General features: G+C 50.6%; 3 protein-coding genes and 1 pseudogene. All 4 read left to right on the forward strand.

Features of this window, described 5'->3' with window-relative positions; genetic code table 11:
- Positions 1-142: 142 nt before the first annotated feature.
- Positions 143-352, forward strand: a pseudogene (locus AC13E3_RS04995) (DinB family protein); the annotation flags it as partial.
- Positions 353-487: 135 nt separating this feature from the next.
- Entirely contained in the window at positions 488-769 is a 282-nt protein-coding gene (locus AC13E3_RS05000) for a type II toxin-antitoxin system RelE/ParE family toxin (RefSeq protein ID WP_008174260.1), read from the forward strand.
- Between the two features lie 14 nt (positions 770-783).
- The gene (locus tag AC13E3_RS05005; RefSeq protein ID WP_008174257.1) at positions 784-1098 is read left to right on the forward strand and encodes a HigA family addiction module antitoxin; all 315 of its coding nucleotides are present in this window, start codon (positions 784-786) and stop codon (positions 1096-1098) included.
- Between the two features lie 103 nt (positions 1099-1201).
- A complete protein-coding gene (locus tag AC13E3_RS05010) occupies positions 1202-1564 on the forward strand; it encodes a hypothetical protein (RefSeq protein WP_273073089.1) in 363 nt (120 codons plus the stop codon).
- Positions 1565-2392: the final 828 nt, after the last annotated feature.

Raw genomic sequence — 2392 nt, forward strand, 5'->3', positions numbered from 1 at the left:
GGGGATTCCGGCATCGTGACCAGCGATTCCGGAAAAACGTCCAAAATCGGTCACGATAAAACGGAATGAGCGGTCACGATCAACCGGAACAGGCGGTCACGTTCAAACGGAATGGGCGGTCACGATGGGCCGGAATATGCACGGGTTAACCCAAAGCGATCTGGATTTCGTTCTCAGCTACCACAACACCAAAGGGATTCCGGCCAATAAGCGATATTCGAGTCTTGTCCTTCATTTTTTTAACCATCAGGCTCATCATCGAGGGCAAGTTTCCGCTCTATTATCACAGGCAGGTGCGGACGTTGGGGTTACTGACCTATTGGCTCTGATTCCGAAGGAAACTCACGTATAACCAGTCGCTGTAGTGCGTTCCCGGCCCGAGGGCCGTCCACCGGACGCCACTGTCGTGGCGCCGCTAAGCTCAGCGTTATGCAGTAATTCTCAGGCCATATTGACAAGCGTCACGTGACGCAATACACTTCGTTTCATGATCAAATCCTTTGCTGACAAACGAACCCAAGAACTTTACTCCAAGGGCAAGTCAAAGAAATTTCCTGCGGATGTTGCATCGAGAGCCGCTAGAAAACTTGAATACGTGGATCTGGCCGTACAGTTAGAGGATTTGAAAGTGCCGCCTGGCAATCGCCTTCACCCGCTGTCGGGAGACAGGCAGGGGCAGCATGCAATTTCAATAAATGATCAGTGGCGTATCTGTTTTCGTTTTGAAGATGGCGATGCGTATGAAGTCGAGGTGTGTGACTACCACTGAGTGAGGGGATGACTATGGCTATTCTTAATACTGCCGGTATGCAGCGCAAACCGACTCATCCTGGCGAAATGCTGAGGGAGGATTTTCTTCCGGACTATGGCCTGACTGTTTCGGGGTTGGCTGAGTCTCTGGGTGTCTCTCGCCAGTCAGTTAATGAATTACTGCGCGAGCGTCGTGCTGTCAGCCCTGAAATGGCGCTTAGGCTTGCACGTTTGTTTGGTAATTCGCCGGAATTCTGGCTGAATGCGCAGCGATCTGTTGATCTTTGGACCGCCGCTCAGTCGGTCAAGGAAGAAGTGGATCGGATCAAGCCGCTACATGCTGCATAACCAGGCCATGCACCGGATGCCAAAACCTCCGCTTCGCTCTGGTTTTGTCACCGGTGATGGCGGGCGTTAAAGCTATAAGCACATCAGTCTAAGGAGCTATCAAATGGGTAATGGCTTTGATCTTCATGAGATGGAGAATACGGAAGTTGGCTCGGTCACGATTGATGGAGCAGAAATTCAAACGTTCACTTATACCCTCACCGGTGTGCACATCCAGTCTATTACGGCTGGAACTACGGGCTTTATGGGCGGCGACAGCGGTCATGGGGGCCGCACGTACCTTAAAATTAAAGACCATGGCAGTACGGACCTAAAGATAAAAAATCCGAAATCTGGACTTTTTGAAGAAACCTCGTCGATTGAAATAAGCCTGGGTGGAGATGCTGAACTAAACAGTACGATAGCCCTACTCGAATATGCAGTGAAAGTCTTGAAGTCCCAGACCAAACTGGAAGTCGGGCTTTAACAATACGCGTCACACGGATGCCCTTTTCTCCGCTTAGCTCCGAAAAGGTCACCGGTGCGCTTCGCGTTATACGGAAGGTTGCCTGAATGTTTCTTGAGGACCTAATGCCTGTTACCGAATTATTCAGTGCGCTTGCTGTACCTGTAATAGGTTTCTTGGGTGTGTATATAGCTTGGAAACATTGGAAAACAGCGGCATATCGCCACAGGATGGACCTTTTCGACAAACGGTTTGAAATCTATTAGGCGACGATCGACTTCATTTTGTCCATACGGGGTGGAGGTCAGGTTTCGGATAAGTGCTTGGCAGTCTTTGAGGAAAAGACGTTGCCTGTCAGGTTTTTGTTCAACGACGAGGCTGCCGATTACATAGCAGAGATACGTTCTCAGGCCCTGGCGCGCAGACCTTCTCACAGGAAGCCGAGGGAATGGATGCCGGTCCGGAAAGATCGAAATTCAGCGGAAGTCATCCGAGGCCAGAAAGTGGCTTTACCATCAGCTTGACGAAGAGGAGTTGAATAAGCGCTTTCGCAAATTTTTGGACTTAGGGCGGTAAGCGAAACCGGGACAGATCTATTTTTCGTGACCATCCGACTCAACCCGACTGAACCACCCACTCGATAACCGGAGCCCGCTAATGACAGCCTACGTGATCGGCAACATCACCGTGAAAGACCCGGACAAATGGGCTGAGAGTTATTGTCAAATCTGGTGTATGACCATCAGGCAGCGCTCCTGTCAGATTGATCCTCCACCGGTATTCCATCCTGAAACTGCACGTTGTCCACGACCAGCTTCAGTTGGTTGAACCCCTTGATCCGCTTCCAGC

The sequence above is a fragment of the Marinobacter sp. L-80 genome (genome assembly GCF_056859395.1).

Bases quoted from the DNA above. Each gene is read 5' to 3' on its own strand.
- AC13E3_RS05000 (WP_008174260.1), top strand. From the start codon at position 488: ATGATCAAATCCTTTGCTGACAAACGAACCCAAGAACTTTACTCCAAG.
- AC13E3_RS05005 (WP_008174257.1), top strand. From the start codon at position 784: ATGGCTATTCTTAATACTGCCGGTATGCAGCGCAAACCGACTCATCCT.
- AC13E3_RS05010 (WP_273073089.1), top strand. From the start codon at position 1,202: ATGGGTAATGGCTTTGATCTTCATGAGATGGAGAATACGGAAGTTGGC.